This window comes from Sinorhizobium sp. FG01 (genome assembly GCF_002531875.1).
In the GTDB taxonomy this organism is placed as follows: domain Bacteria; phylum Pseudomonadota; class Alphaproteobacteria; order Rhizobiales; family Rhizobiaceae; genus Sinorhizobium; species Sinorhizobium fredii_C.
The window spans coordinates 267,427-287,670 of record NZ_NWTB01000008.1; the positions used below are offsets into that span (position 1 = coordinate 267,427).

19 protein-coding genes are annotated in these 20,244 nt (G+C 64.2%); 10 read left to right on the forward strand and 9 right to left on the reverse strand.

Translation table 11 applies throughout. The features are described from left to right. Nucleotides 1-46 precede the first annotated feature (46 nt). Genes hisG through hisS form a run of 3 tightly spaced genes read right to left on the reverse strand, consistent with a single transcriptional unit; the run spans nt 47 to nt 3,395 of the window. Nucleotides 47-742: an ATP phosphoribosyltransferase gene (gene hisG / locus CO656_RS15670; protein ID WP_037413250.1), complete on the reverse strand. Its 696-nt coding sequence runs from the start codon at nt 740-742 to the stop codon at nt 47-49. After that, a complete protein-coding gene (locus CO656_RS15675) occupies nt 739-1,881 on the reverse strand; it encodes an ATP phosphoribosyltransferase regulatory subunit (protein ID WP_097526340.1) in 1,143 nt (380 codons plus the stop codon). The genes hisG and CO656_RS15675 overlap by 4 nt, the downstream gene beginning before the upstream one ends. Next, nucleotides 1,881-3,395: a histidine--tRNA ligase gene (hisS, locus tag CO656_RS15680; RefSeq protein ID WP_037413367.1), complete on the reverse strand. Its 1,515-nt coding sequence runs from the start codon at nt 3,393-3,395 to the stop codon at nt 1,881-1,883. The genes CO656_RS15675 and hisS overlap by 1 nt, the downstream gene beginning before the upstream one ends. A gap of 243 nt (nt 3,396-3,638) precedes the next feature. Here hisS and CO656_RS15685 point away from each other — a divergent pair, with 243 nt between their 5' ends. Both CO656_RS15685 and CO656_RS15695 read left to right on the forward strand, forming a co-directional pair. Further along, nucleotides 3,639-4,064, forward strand: a complete 426-nt coding sequence (locus CO656_RS15685) for a hypothetical protein (RefSeq protein ID WP_097526341.1) — start codon at nt 3,639-3,641, stop codon at nt 4,062-4,064. Between the two features lie 534 nt (nt 4,065-4,598). Continuing rightward, nucleotides 4,599-4,967 (forward strand): DUF305 domain-containing protein, encoded by a 369-nt coding sequence (locus CO656_RS15695; RefSeq protein WP_097526342.1) that lies wholly within the window; start codon nt 4,599-4,601, stop codon nt 4,965-4,967. A gap of 37 nt (nt 4,968-5,004) precedes the next feature. Here CO656_RS15695 and CO656_RS15700 read toward each other — a convergent pair whose 3' ends face one another. After that, nucleotides 5,005-5,652 (reverse strand): DNA-3-methyladenine glycosylase I, encoded by a 648-nt coding sequence (locus CO656_RS15700; RefSeq protein WP_037413245.1) that lies wholly within the window; start codon nt 5,650-5,652, stop codon nt 5,005-5,007. Nucleotides 5,653-5,872: 220 nt separating this feature from the next. On the opposite strand from CO656_RS15700, the gene CO656_RS15705 reads away from it, so the two are divergent. Together CO656_RS15705 and CO656_RS15710 are read left to right on the forward strand one after the other, a co-directional pair. Further along, nucleotides 5,873-6,619 carry a L,D-transpeptidase gene (locus CO656_RS15705; protein ID WP_097526343.1) on the forward strand — a complete coding sequence of 249 codons (747 nt, stop codon included), beginning with the start codon at nt 5,873-5,875 and terminating at the stop codon, nt 6,617-6,619. Between the two features lie 193 nt (nt 6,620-6,812). Further along, a complete protein-coding gene (locus CO656_RS15710; RefSeq protein WP_097526344.1) occupies nt 6,813-7,508 on the forward strand; it encodes a L,D-transpeptidase in 696 nt (231 codons plus the stop codon). 62 nt (nt 7,509-7,570) lie between these two features. On the opposite strand, the gene glcF is transcribed toward CO656_RS15710, so the two are convergent. From glcF to CO656_RS15730, 4 genes are read right to left on the reverse strand one after another with little or no spacing between them, the layout of a single operon-like run. Next, complete coding sequence (glcF, locus tag CO656_RS15715; RefSeq protein ID WP_097526345.1) at nt 7,571-8,863, reverse strand: glycolate oxidase subunit GlcF; 1,293 nt, start codon at nt 8,861-8,863, stop codon at nt 7,571-7,573. Between the two features lie 56 nt (nt 8,864-8,919). After that, nucleotides 8,920-9,300, reverse strand: coding sequence for a membrane protein (locus tag CO656_RS15720; RefSeq protein WP_037413239.1), 381 nt, complete (start codon nt 9,298-9,300; stop codon nt 8,920-8,922). A gap of 46 nt (nt 9,301-9,346) precedes the next feature. Beyond that, nucleotides 9,347-10,558: a glycolate oxidase subunit GlcE gene (gene glcE, locus CO656_RS15725; protein WP_097526346.1), complete on the reverse strand. Its 1,212-nt coding sequence runs from the start codon at nt 10,556-10,558 to the stop codon at nt 9,347-9,349. After that, nucleotides 10,555-11,994, reverse strand: coding sequence for an FAD-linked oxidase C-terminal domain-containing protein (locus CO656_RS15730; RefSeq protein WP_097526347.1), 1,440 nt, complete (start codon nt 11,992-11,994; stop codon nt 10,555-10,557). Before CO656_RS15730 ends, glcE begins: the two co-directional genes overlap by 4 nt. A 234-nt stretch (nt 11,995-12,228) precedes the next feature. Between CO656_RS15730 and CO656_RS15735 the strand changes: the two genes are divergently transcribed. Continuing rightward, nucleotides 12,229-13,125, forward strand: a complete 897-nt coding sequence (locus CO656_RS15735; protein WP_097526348.1) for a LysR family transcriptional regulator — start codon at nt 12,229-12,231, stop codon at nt 13,123-13,125. Nucleotides 13,126-13,141: 16 nt separating this feature from the next. Here the strand turns inward: CO656_RS15735 and CO656_RS15740 are convergent, their stop codons facing one another. Beyond that, on the reverse strand, nt 13,142-14,416 hold the full coding sequence (locus CO656_RS15740; protein WP_037413235.1) for a DUF3422 family protein: 1,275 nt from the start codon (nt 14,414-14,416) through the stop codon (nt 13,142-13,144). Nucleotides 14,417-14,611: 195 nt separating this feature from the next. Here CO656_RS15740 and CO656_RS15745 point away from each other — a divergent pair, with 195 nt between their 5' ends. The 5 genes from CO656_RS15745 (at nt 14,612) to CO656_RS15765 (ending at nt 20,151) form a co-directional block, all read left to right on the forward strand. Continuing rightward, complete coding sequence (locus CO656_RS15745) at nt 14,612-15,403, forward strand: FadR/GntR family transcriptional regulator (protein WP_097526349.1); 792 nt, start codon at nt 14,612-14,614, stop codon at nt 15,401-15,403. 263 nt (nt 15,404-15,666) lie between these two features. Beyond that, entirely contained in the window at nt 15,667-16,173 is a 507-nt protein-coding gene (locus CO656_RS15750) for an NUDIX hydrolase (RefSeq protein WP_097526350.1), read from the forward strand. 201 nt (nt 16,174-16,374) lie between these two features. Continuing rightward, nucleotides 16,375-17,883, forward strand: a complete 1,509-nt coding sequence (locus tag CO656_RS15755; RefSeq protein WP_097526351.1) for an inorganic phosphate transporter — start codon at nt 16,375-16,377, stop codon at nt 17,881-17,883. Between the two features lie 10 nt (nt 17,884-17,893). Then, entirely contained in the window at nt 17,894-18,631 is a 738-nt protein-coding gene (locus tag CO656_RS15760; RefSeq protein ID WP_097526352.1) for a 16S rRNA (uracil(1498)-N(3))-methyltransferase, read from the forward strand. 146 nt (nt 18,632-18,777) lie between these two features. Continuing rightward, on the forward strand, nt 18,778-20,151 hold the full coding sequence (locus CO656_RS15765) for a glutamate--cysteine ligase (protein WP_097526353.1): 1,374 nt from the start codon (nt 18,778-18,780) through the stop codon (nt 20,149-20,151). Nucleotides 20,152-20,244: the final 93 nt, after the last annotated feature.

The following is a 20,244-nucleotide window of genomic DNA, read 5'->3' on the forward strand; positions in this document are numbered from 1 at the left end:
TTGCATTTGTCAGACCCCGGTCGAAAATTCCGACCGTGCGGTGGCTTCAGAGGACCGAACGCACGGATGAAATGATCCGATCGATGACGGGATTGCCTTCATGGGAAGCCTTGCGAGCCCGCACGAGGCAGGCTTCGGAACGCAGGATCACCCCGTCCGAGAGGATCTTCAGGTGGTTGGCCTTCAAGGTGGATCCGGTCGAGGTGATGTCGACGATGATGTCGGCCGAGCCGGAAGCGGGCGCACCTTCGGTGGCGCCCAGGCTTTCGACGATGCGATAGAGCTGGATGCCGTGGCTGCCAGAGAAGAACTGCTGGGTGAGCCGCCAGTATTTGGTGGCGATCGCGAGCCGGCGGCCGTGGCGGGCACGAAAGTCGGCGGCCACATCGCCGAGGTCGGCCATGGTATCGACGTCGTACCAGACTTCCGGCACCGCGACGACGACATCGGCCTGGCCGAATCCGAGCCGGGCGACGAATTCGACGCGTGCATCGGCGTCGGCGATGCCTTCGCGCACCAGGTCCTCGCCGGTAACGCCGAAGTCGACCGCGCCGCTGCCGACCTCGCGGGAGATCTCGGAGGCCGACAGGAAGGCGACCTCGACGTCATCCGAACCCTCGACGCGGCCGCGATAGGAGCGGTCGTTGCCGACGGCGACGATCCTCATCCCGGCGCGCTCGAAGATGGCCGAGGCGTCGTCCTTCATCCGGCCCTTGGACGGCAGCGCAATGGTTATCGTCATTTCGCGCCCCCTGCGGCAGCGATGGCCCGTTCGATCCGGTCGAGCCAGAGAGAAAAGCCAACGGCCGGAATGTGCTCGCGGGCGCCAAGCAGCGTCAGCAAGCGATCGAAGCGCCCGCCGCCGGCGAGAACCGCCGGTGCTCCCTCGGCCTCGATCTCGAAGACAAGGCCGGTATAGTAGTCGAGCGGGCGGCCGAAGGCGGCACGATAGCGGATCAGACCGAGATCGGCGCCCGCCTTTGCGACGGCGGCGACGCGGGCGTCGAACAGCGACAGCGCGCCGTCGATCTTCAATCTCGATTTCTTCGCGAAAGCGTGCAGCGCCGCCGGAGCTTCGGCAAGCGGCAGGTCGAAGGCGAGGAACTCGCGCATGACGGCGAGTGCTGCCTTGTCGAGCCGCGTGGCCGCAAGCTCCGTCTTCTCCTTCAGGCGGCGGGCGATGTCGCGCGGCGAACGGCTGGCATTGGTGGAATAGCCGGTCGCCTCCATCGTCTCGGCGAGATGGGCGACGAGCCTTTCCTGGTCGTCGAGGATTCCCATGATGGCGAGCCGCTCGACTTCGGGGCCGAAGACGCCCGCGGATTTGGGATCGGCAAGCTCACCCAGGAGCTTCTGCAATAGTTTCTGATCGCCGAAGGCGTGGATCAGCCGCTTCTGCCAGCCCCCCGGCAGTCCGCAGGCGGCAATCACCGCCTCGAAGACCGATTGGTCGCCGAGCGTCACCTTCAGCCGCCGATCCGGCAGCCGGTAGGCAAGCACCAGCATAGCGTCGCCGATCGCCCGCGCATCGGCGCCGGCCGTGTCGGCATCGCCGAGATCCTCGATGCCCGCCTGGTAGAACTCGCTCGAGCCTTCGCGGCGCTGCCGGAACACCTCGCCGAGATAGGCGTAGCGCTGCGGCGTGCCGGTCGCCGTCTCGATATGGCGGAGGCAGACGGGAATGGTGAATTCGGGGCGCAGGCAGAGGCTCTCGCCGGTCTCGCTTTCGGTCATGAAGATGCGCCGGCGCAGATCCTCACCAGCCATGTCGAGAAAGGGCTCGGCCGGCTGGATCACCGGCGTGTCGACGCGCAACGTCTTCAGCCGCTCGAAATCGGCAAGCAACTCGCCGGCAAAGGCGGGAAGGTTGATCAGCGGCATCAGCCTGCCCTTTTCCGGTCCTCGGCCTGCTCTGCGAGAATTTCGCGAACCTTTGCGACGAGCTCACTCTCCGGGACGGAGACCTGGGCGACACGCGCCTCGCGCCAGGCGGCATTGTCCTCGATCTCGCCGGAGAGCCGCTTGCCCTCGATCAGGTCCTTGATCTGAACGACGCCCGAAGCGCGCTCGTCGCCGCCCTGGATGATGGCGATCGGCGAACCGCGCCGGTCGGCATATTTGAGCTGGTCGCCGAAGTTCTTCTTGTTGCCCTGGTACATCTCGGCGCGGATGCCGGCATGGCGCAATTGCTGCACGAAGCGCTGGTAGCTGCCCATGCTGTCGAGGTCGCGGTCCATGACGCAGACGACGACCGGCGCGACCACCTCCTCGACCCCGAGCTTGCCGAGATTCTTCAGCGCCGTCATCAGCCGCGACACGCCGATCGAGAAGCCCGTTGCCGGCACCGGCTGGCCCATGAAGCGCGAGACGAGACCGTCATAGCGGCCGCCGCCGCCGACCGAGCCGAAGACGACCTTCTCGCCCTTCTCGTTAGTGACGGCAAACTGCAGTTCGGCCTCGAAGACCGGGCCGGTATAATATTCGAGGCCGCGCACGACCGAGGGGTCGATCTTGATGCGATCCGCGTCATAGCCGGCGCTGAGCACGAGGCTGCGGATCGTGTTCAGCTCCTGGACGCCCTCCGCACCGCGCGCGGTGCCGGCGACGAGCTCGGCGAGTTCATCGGCGCTCTTCGCATAGTCGCTGATACCGACGAAGAAGAGGATCTTGCGGATCTGCTCTTCGTCGAGCCCGGCACCCTTGGTGAAGTCGCCGCTCTCGTCCTTGCGCCCCGCGCCCAGAAGCAGGCGCACGCCGTCCGGACCGAACTTGTCGAGCTTATCGATGGCACGCAAAACCGTCAGCCGCGCATTCGCCTTGTCATCGCCGCCGAGCCCTATCGCCTCGAGCACGCCGTCCAGAACCTTGCGGTTGTTGACGCGGATCACGTAATCGCCGCGCGCAATTCCGAGCGCCTCCATCGTGTCGGCCATCATCATGCACATCTCGGCATCGGCCTGGACGCCGGCGGCGCCGACAGTATCGGCATCGAACTGCATGAACTGGCGGAAACGGCCCGGGCCCGGCTTCTCGTTGCGGAACACGTAGCCGGCGCGATAGGTGCGGTAGGGAAGCTGTATCTCGTTGAAGTTCTCCGCCACGTGCCGGGCAAGCGGCGCCGTCAGGTCATAGCGCAGGCTCATCCATTGCTCGTCGTCGTCCGTCAGCGAGAACACGCCTTCGTTCGGGCGGTCGCTGTCGGGAAGAAACTTGCCGAGCGCATCGGTATATTCGAACAGCGGCGTTTCGACCGGATCGAAACCATAGCGCTCGTAGACTTCGCGGATCTTCGCGATCATCTCGTCGACGGCGCGGATATCCGCCGCCGAACGGTCGACGAAGCCGCGCGGCAGGCGCGCCTTGAGCTTCTGCGGTTTCTTCGGTTTGTCGTTCATGGAAGGCATTCCGGGCTGTAAAGCTTGGTCGGTGCCTTCCCTACCGGATCACGTCAAGGGCGGCAAGGGTAGCGACCGACAAAGGGGCGACGGGCCGGCAGCCGGGAGGGCGGCGGAACAAGGCCGCGCGCAAAAGCGTTCCGGTTCGAATTACGATCACTGCGTCGTGATTGTAAAATTCTCTCTGCACCCTTATAAGTTAAGCCGATCGAAACAAGGGCTTCAAACGGAGACTTTCGCAAAATGCTGACTGTCATGACGCCCGGCGCGGCAGCGATAAAGCCGCTCAATCCGGAAACCCACGGAGCCTGGACCCGCGTGCTCGCGAAGGCAGGCTATATGATCGAGCCGTGGCGTTGTGACGTGGACAGCGGCGCCTTTGTGGTCGGCCTGCAGACCCTTTCGCTTCTTGGCCTGAGGCAGAACCCCTGCGGCATCATCGATCTGGTGCGGGCCTACGACCCGAAAGACCGGGCAACGATCCTCAGCATTCTGGAAAAGGCGACCGCGACGTCCTCGTCCTTCTGCTTTTCTGCGATGGTCCGCCGTCCGGGCGGAAGCTCACGCCAGCTTTGCTGCATCGGAAACTCGACGATTGGCGAGGCTGCGGGAGGTTCCCTGCAAGGCGTCTTCGCGGTTCCCCGCAACGGAGCGGCGTTGCCGGCCTGACGCGAGGCGGTCGCGGCTCGGCGATTTCCTCTTGCCCCCTTCATATTCGACGCCCAGTAACCTATCTTGCCGGCATGCTGCGTTGGCTCGCCCTCATTCTCCTGCTTCTATCCGCTCCGCTCGGCGGAGCCCTTCCCGCGATCGCCCAGGCGCGCGACCTGGGCGCGATGGCGGACAGCGCACATCATCACCCGACCTCCAATATGGTGAACCACGCCTCCACTGGTCGTGACGGTCATTGCGTCCAACGGAGCCATTGTCCGAGCCCGGCGAAAGCAGACCACCCGGCGCTCTGCTCCGCCTGCGTCGCGATCCATGCGGCGCCGCCCGGGTTCATGCGATCCGCGACGTCTTCGACGCGGCTTTCGCCGCAGCGACAAGCGCCGCTGCTCGACCAGGCCGTCAAGCCCCTGTCCCCACCGCCCAAATGCAGCCTTTCCATTTAGCGCCGGCGCCTCCGAGGGACGCGACGACGTTCCCTCGCGCGGCCCGCAAGATCTCCTGAATTCCCATTAGGATGGAAAGGTACACACCATGTCCCTGAAAAGGACCCTCGCCGCGTTGACGGTCGCCGTATTGGTCGGCATGCCGGTATACGCCCAGGAAAACCATCAAGGCATGCACCAGGACGCGACGGCTGCCGACATAGCACCGTCGAGCAAGGCCTTCGCTGAAGCGAACGCCAGAATGCACAAGGATATGGACATCGCCTTCACCGGCAATGCCGACGTCGATTTCGTGCGCAGCATGATCGTTCACCACCAGGGCGCGATCGACATGGCAAGAGTCGAGCTCGAGCACGGCAAGGACGAGGCGATCCGCAAGCTGGCGGAAGACATCATCAAGGCCCAGGAGGCCGAGATCACAATGATGAAGGAATGGCTCGCCGGGCACGGCGGCTAGCGAAGCCGGCCCTCCCCGCCTCCAAAACCGGGGAGGGTCACTCCGGTCGGCTATGCAGCGGCCTGGCGAATTGCCGCCGCATCTCGTCCACTTGCGCGCGGCAGAAGCAGCCTTCGAGGTGGTCGTTGACGAGGCCCATGGCCTGCATGAAGGCATAGACGGTCGTCGGGCCGACGAAGGTCCAGCCGCGCTTCTTCAGATCCTTCGATATCCGGACGGAGGTCGGTGTGGTCGGATTGGCGATCAGCGTCGCGTAGTCGACAACCTTCGGGCGCTCGCTTCCATCCGGCTCGTGCGCCCAGAAATAGGCGGCAAGCGAGCCGAATTCCGCCCGCAATTCCTTTGCGCGGCGCGCATTGTTGATAGTCGAGACGATCTTGCCCCGGTGTCGCACGATGCCGGGGTCGCCGAGGCAGCGCGCGATGTCCGCCTCGCCGAATTCGGCAACCATGTCAAAGTCGAAGCATGCGAATGCCGAGCGGAAGGCATCGCGCTTCCTGAGGATCGTCAGCCAGGAAAGGCCCGACTGGAAGCCCTCCAGGCAAATCTTCTCGAATAGCCGGCGATCGTCGGTCACCGGGCGGCCCCATTCCTCGTCGTGGTAGCGGCGGTAGTCGTCGAGATTGCCGTGCCAGGCGCAACGCTGCAACCCGTCATCGCCGATAATCAAACCCTTCGCCGACATCACCGCGCTCCCGCCTTGTTTCTCTTTTGTTCCATTTACCATTTGCAAACCAGATTCATAAAGCCGGGAATAACCCTACCCAAAGCTTTATCCACATCGCAGCATTTTATCGAAGCCATGTTTACCCTTCGGTGGCGGAGGAGTGCGAGCATCGCGCCATTGCAAGTGCAGCCGCTGCGCTGCCCATGATTTTTTCGGCGTTAGGTAGCGAGTCCGTCCGATGATGAAGAAGTTCCTTTTGCTTGCCACGTGCCTTGTCTGCACCCTCCCCGCCGGCGCCGGCGCTTGGGACCGATATCAGAACCGGCCGCCGGTCGTCGTCAGCCCGGATCTCACTGCCCCCTGGGTGATGCAACTGACCGGCGAAGGGGTGCGCCCGGCCGTCTATCGGCCGCAGGCCCCGGCCGCCACCCGAAAACTGGTGGAGCGTCGCCAGATGAAGCGCCGGCTGGAAACGGCGGCCGTGCAGCCTGCCGCAATACGCCCGCAAAGGCCTGCCAGGTCGCAGTTTGACCCGCAATTCCTGCCGCAGATGGTGGCCTATGAGACAGGCGAGAGGCCGGGCACGATCGTCATCGACACGAACAACCGTTTCCTCTATCTCGTTACCGGCGACGGACAGGCGCGGCGCTACGGCGTCGGCGTCGGCAAGCCCGGCTTTGAATGGGCCGGCGAACACAGGATCACGCGGAAGGCCGAATGGCCGAACTGGACGCCGCCTCAAGAGATGATCGCGCGCGAAGCGGCCAAGGGTCATTATCTTCCGGACCGCATGGACGGCGGACCCCAGAACCCGCTCGGCGCCCGCGCCATGTATCTCGGCTCGACGCTCTATCGCATCCATGGCACCAATGCCCCCTGGACGATCGGCTACGGCGTCTCCTCCGGCTGCATCCGCATGCGCAACGAAGATGTCGTTGACCTTTACGAGCGCGCCAAAGTCGGCACCAAGGTTATCGTCATCTAGCGGCACTCCGCCAAGTAGAATACATTCCCTTTAAAACTGGCTTTTTTCTTGCCGGATCGTGTTCAAAGAGCAACAGCCGTTCCCTACGATACAAGTTCCGGCCCGCGCCTTGTTCTACAGGATGTATCACGGGCTTGCACTTGGGGTTATTTTGCATAGCTTGCCCGCAACGAGGGTTCAGAGGGAATCATAAATGAGACTTCATGCCACCCGGCTGGCCGCGCTCACCGTCGCGGCCGCTGCTTTTCTCATTGCCACAAATACCTCCGCGTTCACTCCGGCCGACATTGCCGGTGCAAAGGTGAAGCGCTCCGATGTCGTGCTGGCAGCCCAGCCGAAGAAGCCGCCGCAGAGATATTGGCGCACCAAGGTACGGTTCCGCACCAACGAGGCGCCCGGCACGGTGATCGTCGACACCAACAACAAGTATCTCTACTACATCGACGGCCCGAACCGCGCGACGCGCTACGGCATCGGCGTCGGCCGTGAGGGCTTCGGCTGGTCCGGCATCGTCAAGGTGGGCCGCAAGGCCGAGTGGCCGGCCTGGACGCCGCCGGCGGAAATGCGCGTGCGCGAAGCGGCCAAGGGGCGCATCCTGCCGATGACGCAGGAAGGCGGCATCGACAATCCGCTCGGCGCCCGCGCGCTCTACCTCTACAAGGGCGGCCGCGACACGATCTTCCGCATCCACGGCACGAACCAGCCCTGGACCATCGGCCAGAACATGTCGTCCGGCTGCATCCGGATGATGAACGAGGACGTCGAGCACCTCTACGATCGCGCCCCGATCGGCACCAAGGTCATCGTCATCGGCCCGGGCAACAAGGCAGGCGATGTCAGCTTCGACGACCGCGGCGTCGACATTTTCCGCCAGATTTTTGGCGGTTGATACGTCGGGAAATTTGCACCTCTCTTCGCGTTTAACCCGAGGAGAGGGGCAACCGCCACCGCTCACAGCCCCGACGGCTTCGAACCCCCATAGGCCCAGTCGAGCAGCTCGACCGTATGCACGATCGGGATATTCGTGCCGCTGGCGATCTGGGTGATGCAGCCGATATTGCCGGTGGCGATGACGTTCGGCTTGGTCGCCTCGATGTTTCTCACCTTGCGAGCCTTGAGCCTTGCCGATATTTCCGGCTGCAGGATGTTGTAGGTGCCGGCCGAGCCGCAACAGAGGTGGCCTTCCGCCGGGTCGCGAACCGCATAGCCCGCCCGCTTCAGGAGCCGCTTCGGTGCCGCGGTGATTTTCTGGCCATGCTGCATCGAGCAGGCGGAGTGATAGGCGACAGTCAGGCCACGCGTGCCCTGTTCCGGCAGGTCCAGCTCCGCCAGATATTCGGTTATGTCCTTTGCAAGGGCAGACACCTTGGCCGCCTTGTCGGCATAGGCAGCGTCCAGCCGCAGCATGTGGCCGTAGTCCTTGATCGTCGTGCCGCAGCCGGATGCGGTTATGACGATGGCGTCGAGACCGTCCTCCTCGGCAGCCTTCAGCCAGACATCGACGTTGCGCCGGGCGGCGGCGAGCGCCTGCTCCTCCCGCCCCATGTGGTGCACGAGCGCGCCGCAACAGCCCTCACCCGCGGCAACGACGACCTCCACCCCCTGGCTCGTGAGCAGACGGATCGTTGCTTCGTTGATCCCGGGCCTCAGCACGGGCTGGGCACAGCCGGCGAGCAGGGCAACGCGGCCGCGCGGCGTGCCCTTGGCCGCGTAAACGGCAGGCCTCACCCCGTCTGCGGCCGGCACCGCACGCGGTGCGAGATCGAGCATGACGCCGAAGGTCTTGAGCCAGGGAACCCGCTTCAGCAGCCCCGCAAAGGGGCGTGCGAGCCCCGCCGCCCTGAGCGCCAGCCGGAAGCGCGAAGAATAGGGCAAGGTCGCAGCAATGACGGCACGAGCGAAGCGATCCTTGAACGGTCGTCTGTAGGTCTTCTCGATGTGGATCCGGGCATGATCGACGAGATGCATGTAGTCGACGCCCGACGGACAGGTGGTCATGCAGGAAAGGCAGGAGAGACAACGGTCGATATGGGTGACGGTTTCGGTATCGGCCGCTCGCCCGTTTTCCATCATGTCCTTGATGAGATAGATCCGTCCGCGCGGACTGTCGAGTTCGTCGCCGAGCAGCACATAGGTCGGACAGGTGGCGGTGCAGAAGCCGCAATGGACGCATTTGCGCAGGATCTTTTCCGATTCGGCGACATGCGGGTCGGCGAGTTGCTCTGGCGAAAAATTTGTCTGCAACCGGATACTCCACTCTCAATTCTCAAACGGCAGTTCCTGAACGGAGCCGCCACGCCTTAGATGAGCCAGCTTTCGGGATCGGTGATCGGCTCCTCGCGGGCGGCTTTCTGAAGCCCTATGACACAGCGCACGACGATCCAGACCGCCGTCGCGACGAAGCCGAGCACGCCGATGAGCAATACGGACAGAAGTGCCGAAACGACGGCGAACAGCAGGGCGATCCAGAAGGTGCGGATCGCCCAGATGTAGTGCGTTCTCGCCCAGTCTTCGGCCTTGTCCCGATTAAGGTAGGCGAGCACGATGCCGACGAGCGGAGTGATGCCGATGGCGAAGCCGACCAGATAAAGCAGGTAGATGATCTGGATGTTGACCTTGCCCGGCTCCAACCAGCGGTCGGTGTCGCGGGAAAGCGGCGTCTGCGGACCCGGATCACTCATCGAATTCTCCTCTCGCCTGCAGCGAATTGCAACAGCCCGCCTGCGATCAGGCGACAGCCGCCAGCCGTCCCGGATTGAAGATCCGCGCCGGATCGAACGATGCGCGCACGCGTTCTGCAAGTTGGGCCACCGCGGGAGCCTGCGGCTCGAAGGCGGGTATCCGGGCGCGAGCTTCGCCGTCGGCTCGGACGAGCGTCGCATGGCCCCCGCCTAGCGCGTGCACGTAGCGGCGCACGAGTTCGGCCTCGGCTTCCGCCTCCATGCGCAGCCAGACTAGGCCGCCCTGCCAATCGTAGAATGCATCGACGCCTGTTTGGAGACGCAGCGCGGCAACGAGCTGGTGCCCCACCGATGGGGCGACCGAGACACGCCACAGCGGTCTGGCCGTGCCGCCGGCATAGGGCTTCACGTCGCGGATCTCTGCCCAAAGTGCCTTCGTCTGCCCGGCGTCGAGCTTCGAGGCCGAGCCGAAGCGCGACAGCGCCGCGACGAGCTTCTCGGCACGCATCTCCACAGACGCCGCCAGACCTTCGAGCCTTAGGACGGTAGCCGCTCCCTCCGGCAGTGCACCATCGATAAAGCGGCCCCGCACGCTTTCGGGCAGATGCGCCGCGCCCGACACCTCCACCGGCTGTGCCATCGCCTCGGCCATGACGGCGGCTGCCTCCGCATCGTTGAGACCCTCGACGACGACGGTTGCGGCCGCCGGCGGCACCGGCAGTACCTTGAAGGTGACCTCCGTCAGAATTCCGAGCGTTCCGTAGGAGCCCGTCATCAGCTTGACGAGATCGAGCCCGGTGACGTTCTTCATCACGCGGCCGCCGGCCTTGATTAGTTCGCCGCGGCCGTTGACGAAACGCACGCCCAGCAGGCTGTCGCGGGCAGCCCCGGCGACATAGCGGCGGGGACCGGAGACGTTGGCGGCGAAGGTGCCGCCGATCGTCGGCTCGCCCGTCGTTCCGAGAATGCCGCGATGGTCCATTGGTTCGAAAGACAGCATCTGGCCCTTGGCTGCGAGCGCCGCCTCCACTTCGGCAAGCGGCGTCCCGGCGAGCGCGCTCATGGTCATCTCCGCCGGATTGTAAGTGACGATACCGGAGAGACGCCGCGTCGAAAGCGTCCGGTCGGCACGGACAGGATTGCCGAGCCCGGATCGCGTGCCGCCGCCGACAATGGCAAGCGTGACGCGCTCGGCCGCTGCGGAGCGCACCACGGAGGCGATCCCCTCTTCGCTTGCCGGTTCGAAATGGACGATCATGCCTGAGGCCGTCCTTCGAGCGGAAATACCTTCGAGGGATTGAGGAGCCATTGCGGATCGAAGGCGGCGCGCACCGCCATCTGCTGATCGAGATCGGCCTTGTTGTACTGATGGCGCATCAGGTCGCGCTTTTCGATCCCCACCCCATGCTCGCCCGTCAGGCAGCCACCCGCGTCGACGCAGAGCTTCAGGATGTCGTTGCCGGCCGCCTCGGCGCGGGCCGCATCCGCCGGATCGTTGATGTTGTAGAGGATCAGCGGATGCATGTTGCCGTCGCCGGCATGGAAGACATTGGCGACACGCAGCCCGTAGCTGGCGACGATCTCGCCGGTCCTGCGCAACACATGCGACAGCTGGCTCAGCGGAACCGTGCCGTCCATACAGATATAGTCGGCGACCCGGCCGGTGGCACCGAAGGCGGATTTTCGGCCCTTCCAGATCAGCGCCGCCTCGAGCGCCGACTGCGATTCCTTGATCGTCACGACACCGTGACGCCGGGCGATCTCGATGATGCCCTGGAGCATCGCCTCCATCTCCGCCTCGGACCCCTCGACCTCGACGATCAGCAGCGCCTCGACGTCGAGCGGATAGCCGGCATGGGCGAAAGCCTCGCAGATCTCGATCGCCGGCTTGTCCATGAACTCGATCGCGACCGGAATGATACCCGACCCGATGATGTCGGCGACGCAGGAGCCGGCCGCCTCCGACGCGGAGAAGCCGAAGAGCACGGGCCGCGCACCCTCGGGCTTGGCGATCAACCGGACCGTCGCCTCGGTGACGATGCCGAGCTGGCCCTCGGAGCCGCAGACAAGGCCGAGCAGATCATAACCTGGCGCGTCGAGCGCCTTGCCGCCGAGGTCGATCACCGTGCCGTCGAAGAGCACCATCTTGACGCCGAGCAGGTTATTGGTGGTCACGCCATATTTCAGGCAATGGGCGCCGCCGGAATTCATGCCGATATTGCCGCCGATGGTGCAGGCGAGCTGCGAGCTCGGATCGGGCGCATAGAAGAAGCCGTCGGCACCCACCGCCTCGGAAATGTTGAGGTTGGTGACGCCCGCCTGCACCGTCGCCGTGCGGTTGAACAGGTCGACATCGAGAATGCGCGACATCTTCGACAGACCGACGACGATGGCGTCCTCCTGCGGGATGGCGCCGCCGGAAAGCGAGGTGCCGGCACCGCGCGGCACGACCGGAATGCCATAGCGGCTGCAATATTTGAGGACGGCGGCGACCTGCTCCGTCGTCTCCGGCAGGACGACGGCCAGCGGCAGGCGGCGATAGGCAAGAAACGCATCCGTCTCGAAGGGTTTCAGGCCACGCTCGTCGCTGATCAGGCAGCCGTCGGGCAACAGGTCGGCGAGGTCGGCGATGATCTCGCCGCGGCGATCGAGGACGGCCTGCCTGGGCTTCAGGAACCCGATCGTTTCCGGCATGAACTCCTCCAGCCAACGCGCAACAAAGTGGTAAATTTTCTTTACCACCAAAGTGGAGGCTGGGAAAGCACGGTCGCTTCTCGTCGCTCCCGTGTCCCAACCTCTTAGAATCGATCACGTTTGTGCTCTGAATCTTAGAGCATCTTGTCCAGTTTGTGAAAGCGGAATGCACTATGACCGGCATTTGGCAACTGCTAATCATCTTTTCGTTCTTGGAGAAAACGGCCGGAATTCATGACGAATCTTGGGGATCTCGAAGTCTTCGCGCGGGTGGTTTCAACCGGCAGCATGTCGGCGGCCGCCCGCGCGCTCGGCCTCTGCGCGGCGGTGATCTCCAAGCGCGTCAAGCGGCTCGAGGAGAGGCTCGGCACGCGCCTCTTGCAGCGCACGACGCGACAGGTCTCACTGACCGAAGCAGGACAGGGCTTCTATGACCGCGTCCTCGGTGTCCTCGCCGGGATCGAGGAGGCGGAAGCCTTTGCTTCGGGGCGCTCGTCGCAGGCTCAGGGAACTTTGCGCATCACGGCGCCCACTTCGTTCGGACGCATGCATATCGCGCCGCACCTGACCGGGTTCATGAAGGACCATCCCGACCTCAAGCTCCATATCGTGCTCAGCGACGAGTTCAGCGACATCGTCGCCGACGGCTTCGACCTCGCCATCCGGATCGGTGAACTCACCGATTCGAGCCTCGTCGCCCGCAAGCTCGCACCGGTCCGGCGGCTGCTCTGCGCGGCCCCGGACTACATCGCTCGGCACGGCGCACCCAAGGAGATCGGCGATCTCGCCGAGCACATCTGCCTGCCGGCCCATAACAATGAGAGCTGGAAGCTGGAGGGCCCGGGCGGTTCCCTCGCCTACCGTCCGGAAGGGCCGCTTGTCACCAATTCGTCGGAGATCATCCGTGCCGCAGTGATCGCCGGAGCGGGGATTGCGCTCCGCTCCACCTGGGACGTCAGCGCGGAGTTGCGCGACGGGCGCCTGGTGCAGGTGCTGCCGGAATGGGAAGGGTCGCAAAGGCTGACGCTGTCGGCCGTCTATCCGAGCCGCCAGTTTCTGCCCGCCAAGGTTCGGCTCTTCGTCGACTTCCTCGCCGCCCTCTATGGCCCCGTTCCCTACTGGGAGCAGTAAATCCAACAGGGCGCCGTCACTTGTGCGCACTCTCCTCGTGATGGCGGCGGATCCGGCGGACGATCAACCAGACGCCGAGAACCGCGAAGGGCACCGCAAGGCCCGTCAGCACGCCCGGATCGACCGGGATCGCGTGGCTAACGGCCTTGGCGAGGTAGCCGAACAGCCCGACGACGTAATAGGAGATCGCAGCGACGGAGAGGCCTTCGACGGTCTGCTGGAGGCGCAGCTGCAATTTCGCCCGCCGGTCCATCGAATTGAGCAGCGCGCTGTTCTGCCGTTCGAGTTCGACATCTATCCAGCTTCTGAGCAACGCCGTCGCACGGGCGAGCTTGCGCGACAGGTTCGCCTGACGCTCCTCGACCGACTGGCAGGTGCGCATCGCTGGCGCCAGCCGGCGCTCGAGGAAGGTGCCTATCGTCTCGTAGCCGGGCACCGGCATTTCGGAGAGCGTCCGGATGCGTTCCTGAACAATGCCGTAATAGGCGCGGCTCGCGCCAAAGCGATAGAGGCTGAGCGCTGCGCCGGCTTCGAGGTCGGCGGCAAGCCGGGTGATTTCCGCCAGCATTTCGTCCGCTTCCTCACGGACATTCTCCTTCATCCGTTGGGTGACGGCGGTCAGGCCATCCTCGGTCCGGCGGATTTCCGGCGACAGCGATTGCGCCAGCGGCAGCCCGAGCATGGCCAGCGTGCGGTAGGTCTCGATGTCGAGCAGGCGCTGGATGAGGGCCCCCGTGCCCGCCTCCGTCAAACCCCGGTCGAGGATGAGGATCTGGGTGAGCCCGTCGCCGTTCTGCCGGAAGTCGGTGAGCAGCACCGCCTGACCGTTCTTTGTCTCGCTGTAACAGAGGCTCGTCGGGTCGAAGGCCTGGATCGCCTCGCGGGCTTCCGGCGTATCCGGTCGGATCTCCAGCCGGATGCCGGAAATCAGCAGGCCCGGCGGAGAGAAGCCGTCGCCGAAAGGATGGATCGCCACCTCGCCGCCGAAGCGCTCCGGCGCCGGCGCGTCCCAGAAATAAGTCGAGAACTCGGTGTGGCGCTCCCAGCGCAATGTCCCCTGCCCCCAGGGCATGGCGTGGTGGTTTGCATCGCGGCCGGGCGGCGCGATGCCGCGAGAGCGCGACAGTTCCGAGAGCACGGCGTGATCGACGACGGAGCCGCCTTCGGTGATGAAGGCCAGCTGAAAGATGACGCGTGGCGTCGTCACCAGCGCATAGGGTCGAGAATGAACTTCGCCGAGCACCTGGGCGCGCAAGGCCGCCGCTGGAAATCCAAAACTTGCCTTCGCCATGAAGCGCTTCATCCCCCTCACGCGTTCATCACCTTTTACTTATCAACCGGGGGAGCAAAAAGAACAGGACGCATTGACGCAGTTTGACTTTTATCAGCCGCGGCCGAGCGAGTTGACAATCGATTTGACCACTCGATGGGTCCTGCTAGATTGCCGCGCCAGGCGGGAGAGCATTCCGTCTCCGGGAGATTTGCGGTGACCGAAGACCAGAGCGAGCTTTATGCGCGTATCAGCCACAGCCGAACCGCGGACGAGGTCGTCCAGCAGATCGAGCTTCTGATCCTGGAAGGCGTGCTGCGCGACGGGGACCGGCTGCCGGGCGAGCGGGAACTCTCGAAACGGTTCGACGTGTCGCGGCCGATCCTGCGCGAGGCGCTCAAGGAGCTGGAAGGCCGCGGATTGCTCGAGAGCCGCCACGGAGGCGGAACCTTCGTCGCCGATGTCGTCGGCCAGATCTTCTCGAAACCGCTGATCGAGCTCATCGGCCGTCACCACAAGGCGACGCAGGATTACCTCGAATACCGGCGCGAGCTCGAGGGCCTGACGGCGGAACTCGCCGCGACGCGCGCCACGGATTTCGACCGGGACCTTCTCACCCGCATCATCGAGCGGATGCGCGCGGCGCATGCGAGCGGCAATTTCGACGACGAGCTCGAAGCCGATGTCGAGCTGCACAACGCCATCGGCGAAAGCGCCCACAACATCATCCTGCTACACACGCTGAGGGCCTGCTACCGGCTCCTGACCCAGGGCATCTTCTTCCATCGCAGCTCGGTCTTTAACGCACCGGGCGCGCGCGACCGGCTGCTTGCCCAGCACGAGGCGATCTATGCCGCTATCATGGCGCACGACCCCGAGGCGGCCAAGGTGGCCGCGCAAAGCCATATCGACTTCGTCGCCGCCGCCGCCCGCGATGCGGAGCGCAGCGGCGAGTGGGCCCGCATCGCGCGACTGCGCCTCAAGCAGCGCGACCGCGCCGGTTCCTAAAGGAAACGTCACTTGGCGGGTATTGCTTGTCGCCAGGTCCACGCCCCGAAGTTCTTGAACCGAGTTAATTGAATACGACCGGGAATGTCGCTTTCTGGCAGGCGATGCGCGCAATCATTATATGTATCCACGACGCTGCCCCGCTCACGGAACCGCAACGCTTCTTATCCGTTATTGATCCGCTGACGTCATTTACACGCAATGCAGGGGCGCCATAATTTGAATGGTTATTTCAACCTGATTCGACAGGAGTATCGAGCCCCTTGAACCTCTTGCACCGGCTGGCATCTGATGTGCACTTGATGCTGCGCCGACCGGCGCGCATGCAATATGCCGCGCTGTGCTACCGCATTCGCAAGAAGACGAAGAGCCCGGAAATTCTCCTGCTCACCAGCCGCGACACGGGCCGTTGGGTCATTCCCAAGGGATGGCCGATGCAGGGAAAGTGGGCGCACGAAGTCGCTGAGCGCGAGGCCTATGAAGAGGCGGGCGTGAAGGGGAAGGTGCAGAAGGCCGCCATCGGCTCCTACGTCTATCAGAAACGCATGGACCACGGCCTGAAGATTCCCTGCAAGGTCCAGGTGCACGCCCTCGAAGTCGACAATCTCTGCAAGAATTTTCCCGAGAAAGGCGAGCGGAAGCTCGAGTGGGTCGATTGCGAAGAGGCGGCCAGGCGCGTCGCCGAAGCCTCGTTGAAGGAACTCATCCTCGGCTTCGGCAGGCGAATGGCCGCCGCCCAGCCGCCGGAGCCCGCAGCGCCCGAAGGCTAAAGCGCATCGCCTTCAAACGCATGAATGCGCCGCGCTTTGGCTCGCTGATCTTGTGCGCGCCGTTATCCCAAAATCGCTGCACTCTTTTGGGCGACAGCCCAAAGCCGCTTGGTGCGCCCTAGCTTCGCCGCCCCTTTCAAACACCGCTTGAATATGCCGCCGCGCACCGCTACTGGCGAATGTGACAAGGGAGAAACATTTGTGGCCAAGCCGCGCCTGCACCTCGAGAAGCTGACGATCGATAAGGATCTCGACAAGGTCAGCCGTGCCGAGGAGGCATCGCAGCATGTGATGCGCAGGCTTGCCGCCCCCGGTCTCGGCCTGCTCTTCCTGATCCTCAGCATGGTATTCGCAGCCAGCTATTTCACCGGTGCGTCAGGGCTGGCCATCGTCGTGGCGGGCGCCGCCATCGCCGCATACATGGCCATGAACATCGGCGCCAACGACGTCACCAACAATGTCGGAGCCGCGGTCGGCGCAAAGGCGATGACGATGGCGACGGCACTTGCCATCGCCGCCGTATTCGAAATTGCCGGAGCCGTGATCGCCGGGCGGAAAGTGACGCTGACCATTGAAGCCGGCATTATCGACGGCGCCAGGCTGGTCAGCCCTGACACGCTCGTCTGGGTGATGATGGCGGCGCTGCTGTCTTCGGCCGTCTGGATCAACATCGCCACCTATGCGCGCGCCCCGGTCTCGACCACTCACTCGATCGCCGGCGGCATCATCGGCGCGGGCCTCGCGGCAGAGGGCCTGGCGAGCGTCAACTGGTGGGCGATCGCCGGGATCACCGCGAGCTGGTCGATCTCTCCCCTGCTGGGCGGCGCCATCGCCGCCCTCTTCCTGGCGTTCCTCAAGGAATTCGTCATCTACCGCGACGACAAGATCGAGGCGGCGCGGTACTGGATGCCGATCGTGCTCGGCGTCACGGCAGGTTCTTTCACGGCCTATGTGGCGATCTTCGGGTTCGTCCATCTGCAGGTGATTTCTCTCTGGACCGCCCTCCTCATCGGCACCCTCGCCGGCATGACCTGTTTCGGGCTGTGCAGGCCGTGGATTCATCGCCAGTCCGTGGGGCTCGACAACCGCAACCAATCGCTTCGCAAGCTGTTCCGCCTGCCGCTCGTTTTCTCCGCCGCGCTGCTCTCCTTCGCCCACGGCGCCAATGACGTGTCGAACGCCATCGGACCGCTGTCGGCGATCGTCTCGGCCGTCAACGGCACGATATCGGCCGCCCGGTCGGAGGCGCCCTTTTGGGTGCTGCTGATAGGCGCCTTCGGCATCGCTCTGGGCCTGCTGCTCTACGGCCCGATCCTGATCCGCGTCGTCGGCGAGGAAATCACCCGCCTCAATCCGATGCGCGCCTTCTGCGTGGCGCTGGCGACGGCGGTCACCGTCCTCCTGGCATCGGCGCTGGGTCTGCCGATCAGTTCCACGCACACGGCGGTCGGCGCCGTTTTCGGCGTCGGCTTCTTCCGCGAATGGTACATACGCCATTCGCAGCGCCGGCTGGAATATATCCGGCGGAGGACCGGCCAATCCGACTTCATGGGCGAGGCGATCGAAACGAATTTCGCCGAGGTGCGCCGCCGCCGGCTGGTGCGCCGTTCCTACTTCCTGACGATTGTGGCCGCCTGGGTAATCACCCTTCCGGCCTCGGCGCTCCTTTCGGCACTCGTCTACCGCCTCCTCGCCGGCCTGTTTTTGTAAGGGCAACAGAATGCGCGCCAATTTCCGCATGCAGCGACTGTTCGTCGAAAGCCCGCTCCACACGGGGGCCAGACACGAGGCCACGAAGGAGCAGTTCAACTATCTCGTCAACGTGCTGCGGTTCGGCGAGGGCTCGTCGGTCCTGGTGTTCAACGGACGGGACGGCGAATGGCGTGCGGAATTGTCCCTGCCGTCCCGCAAACACCTCGTTCTGACGGCAAGCGAGCAGACACGTCCGCAGCCTGCGCCCGCAGACCTCGTCTATCTGTTTGCCCCGCTCAAAGTGGGGCGGCTCGACTATCTGGTCCAGAAGGCCGTCGAGATGGGCGCCGGCGTGCTGCAGCCGGTGATGACCCAGCATGTGCAAGGCAAGCTCGGCAATCTCGACCGCCTGCGCGCCAATGTAATCGAAGCCGCGGAGCAATGCGGCGTTCTCGGCATTCCTTCGGTGGAGCCGCCGCGAAGGCTCGAAGAGCTTTTGGCGGACTGGCCGCGCGAGCGGCGCATCATCTTTTGCGACGAGAGCAATGAGAGCCAGAACCCGCTGCCGGTCCTCGATAAGATCAGCGAGCGCCGCCTCGCCCTGCTGATCGGTCCGGAAGGCGGCTTCTCGGAAGCCGAGCGGGTGCTGCTGCGCAGCCTCGACTACGTCACCGCCATCCCGCTTGGCCCGCGCATCCTGCGAGCCGATACGGCAGCCGTGGCCGCGCTCGCGATCATTCAGGCAACGCTCGGCGACTGGCGATGAAGCCCTCGATCGGCACCGGCACCGGCACGGAGTTTTTTTGACGGCATCTTGAAAGAAATTGACTTGCACCGCACTTGATTACGGTTCAAGCACCCTCCATCCAGTCCTGCTGCCGGCGGGATCCCGCACATACGAAGAAGACGAATATGGCCCGAGACACCACCGACCAGACGCCGGTCACCTCCGTCGCCGACCTGACCGCCTACCTCGCGTCCGGATCGAAGCCGAAGGAGAAGTTCCGGATCGGAACGGAGCACGAGAAATTCGCCTTCTTCAAGGCAGACAACAGCCCCGTGCCCTATTTCGGCGAGGCGAGCATCGAGGCGCTTCTGAAGGGCATGGCTCAAAGGAACGGCTGGGAGCCGATCCTCGACGAAGGCAACATCATCGGACTTGCCGACCACGGCGGCAACGGCGCAATCTCGCTGGAGCCGGGCGGCCAGTTCGAGCTTTCCGGTGCGCCGCTCGAGAACCTGCATCAGACCTGCAAGGAATCGAACCAGCACCTCGCCGTGCTTCGCGAAATCGCCGAACCGCTCGGCATCCGCTTCCTCGGCATCGGCGGCAGCCCGAAATGGACCTTCGAAGAGACGCCGCGAATGCCGAAATCGCGCTACGCGATCATGACGCGCTACATGCCGAAGGTCGGCACCAAGGGCCTCGACATGATGTACCGCACCTGCACGATCCAGGTGAATCTCGACTTCTCCTCCGAGGAGGACATGCGGCGCAAGATGCACGTATCGATGAAGCTGCAATCGCTCGCCACGGCGCTCTTTGCCAGCTCGCCTTTCACCGACGGCAAGCCGAACGGGCTGCTTTCGTGGCGCGGCGACATCTGGCGCGACACCGACAACCGGCGGGCCGGCCTGCTGCCATCCGCCTTCAAGGCGGACTTCGGCTTTGTCGATTACGTCGATTGGGCGCTCGACGTGCCGATGTATTTCGTCGTGCGCGACGGCCATTATCATGACTGTACGCATGTCACCTTCCGCCAGTTCATGAACGGGGCGCTGAAGGATGAGATCGCCGAGTGGCAGCCGAATATGGGCGACTGGACCAACCATCTTTCGACCCTTTTCCCCGACGTCCGGCTGAAGCGATTCCTCGAGATGCGCGGCGCCGACGGCGGACCTTGGCGACGGATTTGCGCGCTCCCCGCCTTCTGGGTCGGCCTGCTCTATGACGACCAGGCATTGGCGGACGCCGAGGCACTTACGAGCGACTGGACTTACGACGAGGTTCAGGCGCTGAGGGATGCGGTTCCCGCCGAGGGGCTGGCCGCGAGGTTCAGAACGGCGTCGCTCTTCGACATCGCCCGCGAGGTGCTGACGATTTCGCGCGCGGGGCTGAAGCGGCGCAACCGTCTGAACGGCGACGGCATCGACGAGAGCCATTTCCTGGAGCCGCTCGACGAGGTCCTGGCGAAGAAGGCGACGCTCGCCGAGGACCTGCTGGCCCTCTATAACGGCCGCTGGAACCGTTCCGTGGATCCCGTCTTCACGGAATACCAGTACTGAGGGGCGAAGCGCGTCCCCGTCCCTAGACAAAAAGCGGTTTCCAGACCCTGGATTCCCGTTATAGTGCAATGACATGCGTCGCTCGCCCGGGAA

Bases quoted from the DNA above. Each gene is read 5' to 3' on its own strand.
- hisG (WP_037413250.1), bottom strand. From the start codon at position 742: ATGACGATAACCATTGCGCTGCCGTCCAAGGGCCGGATGAAGGACGAC.
- CO656_RS15675 (WP_097526340.1), bottom strand. From the start codon at position 1,881: ATGCCGCTGATCAACCTTCCCGCCTTTGCCGGCGAGTTGCTTGCCGAT.
- hisS (WP_037413367.1), bottom strand. From the start codon at position 3,395: ATGAACGACAAACCGAAGAAACCGCAGAAGCTCAAGGCGCGCCTGCCG.
- CO656_RS15685 (WP_097526341.1), top strand. From the start codon at position 3,639: ATGCTGACTGTCATGACGCCCGGCGCGGCAGCGATAAAGCCGCTCAAT.
- CO656_RS15695 (WP_097526342.1), top strand. From the start codon at position 4,599: ATGTCCCTGAAAAGGACCCTCGCCGCGTTGACGGTCGCCGTATTGGTC.
- CO656_RS15700 (WP_037413245.1), bottom strand. From the start codon at position 5,652: ATGTCGGCGAAGGGTTTGATTATCGGCGATGACGGGTTGCAGCGTTGC.
- CO656_RS15705 (WP_097526343.1), top strand. From the start codon at position 5,873: ATGATGAAGAAGTTCCTTTTGCTTGCCACGTGCCTTGTCTGCACCCTC.
- CO656_RS15710 (WP_097526344.1), top strand. From the start codon at position 6,813: ATGAGACTTCATGCCACCCGGCTGGCCGCGCTCACCGTCGCGGCCGCT.
- CO656_RS15720 (WP_037413239.1), bottom strand. From the start codon at position 9,300: ATGAGTGATCCGGGTCCGCAGACGCCGCTTTCCCGCGACACCGACCGC.
- glcE (WP_097526346.1), bottom strand. From the start codon at position 10,558: ATGATCGTCCATTTCGAACCGGCAAGCGAAGAGGGGATCGCCTCCGTG.
- CO656_RS15730 (WP_097526347.1), bottom strand. From the start codon at position 11,994: ATGCCGGAAACGATCGGGTTCCTGAAGCCCAGGCAGGCCGTCCTCGAT.
- CO656_RS15735 (WP_097526348.1), top strand. From the start codon at position 12,229: ATGACGAATCTTGGGGATCTCGAAGTCTTCGCGCGGGTGGTTTCAACC.
- CO656_RS15740 (WP_037413235.1), bottom strand. From the start codon at position 14,416: ATGGCGAAGGCAAGTTTTGGATTTCCAGCGGCGGCCTTGCGCGCCCAG.
- CO656_RS15760 (WP_097526352.1), top strand. From the start codon at position 17,894: ATGCGCGCCAATTTCCGCATGCAGCGACTGTTCGTCGAAAGCCCGCTC.
- CO656_RS15765 (WP_097526353.1), top strand. From the start codon at position 18,778: ATGGCCCGAGACACCACCGACCAGACGCCGGTCACCTCCGTCGCCGAC.